Source organism: Streptomyces sp. NPDC036815, assembly GCF_055609205.1.
Genome location: NZ_JBVJPW010000053.1, coordinates 1 through 1,229, shown reverse-complemented (window position 1 = coordinate 1,229; position 1,229 = coordinate 1). Strand labels below are relative to the sequence as shown.

General features: G+C 65.3%; 1 protein-coding gene. It reads left to right on the top strand.

The window, feature by feature from the left end:
• A partial coding sequence (locus ACZ69I_RS38995; RefSeq protein ID WP_470837261.1) for a (Fe-S)-binding protein occupies nucleotides 1-1,229 on the top strand: 1,229 nt, incomplete at both ends.

Below are 1,229 nucleotides of genomic sequence, written 5' to 3'. Positions count from 1 at the left end.
TGCACGGAGTGTGGTCGCTGCCAGTCGCAGTGCCCCGCCTGGAACACCGGCAAGCCGCTCTCCCCCAAGCTGCTCATCATGTCGCTGCGCGACCACTCCCACGCCAAGGCGCCCTACCTGCTGGCCGGTGGCGGCAAGACCATGGAGGGCGAGGAGAAGGCGAGCGCGGAGCAGCTGGCCGATGTGCCCGCCGCCGCGCTCGCGGAGGCCGAGCGGCCGCTGATCGGCACCGTGGAAGAGAACGGTGTCATCGACCCCGATGTCCTGTGGTCCTGCACCACGTGTGGCGCCTGTGTCGAGCAGTGCCCCGTCGACATCGAGCACATCGACCACATCGTCGACATGCGCCGCTACCAGGTCATGATCGAGTCCGCGTTCCCCTCCGAGGCCGGGACGATGCTCAAGAACCTGGAGAAGAAGGGCAACCCCTGGGGCCTGGCCAAGAAACAGCGCCTGGAATGGCTCAAGGAAGTCGACTTCGACATTCCCGTCGTCGGCAAGGACATCGAAGACCTCACCGACGTCGAGTACCTGTACTGGGTCGGCTGCGCCGGTGCCCTGGAAGACCGCGCGAAGAAGACCACCAAGGCCTTCGCTGAACTCCTGCACATGGCAGGCGTCACGTTCGCCATCATGGGCGGCGACGAGAAGTGCACCGGTGACTCCGCCCGCCGCCTGGGCAACGAACCCCTCTTCCAGCAGCTCGGCCAGGAAAACGTGGCCATGCTGAACATGGCGTTCGGCGAGGACGACGAGGACGAGTCGACCAAGAAGCCGAAGTCCGCGAAGAAGATCGTCGCGACCTGCCCGCACTGCCTCAACACCCTGGGCAACGAGTACCCCCAGCTCGGCGGCGACTACGAAGTCATCCACCACACCCAGCTGCTCCAGCACCTCATCGACGAGGGCAAACTCATCCCCGTCACCCCCGTCGAAGGCCTGATCACCTACCACGACCCCTGCTACCTGGGCCGCCACAACAAGATCTACACGCCCCCGCGCGAGATCATGGACAAGGTCCCCGGCCTGCGCCAGCAGGAAATGCACCGCCACAAGGAACGCGGCTTCTGCTGCGGCGCCGGCGGCGCCCGCATGTGGATGGAAGAACGCATCGGCAAACGCATCAACACCGAACGCGTCGACGAAGCACTCAGCCTCAACCCCGACATCGTGTCGACGGCCTGCCCCTTCTGCCTCGTCATGCTCACCGACTCCGTCAACGGCAAGAA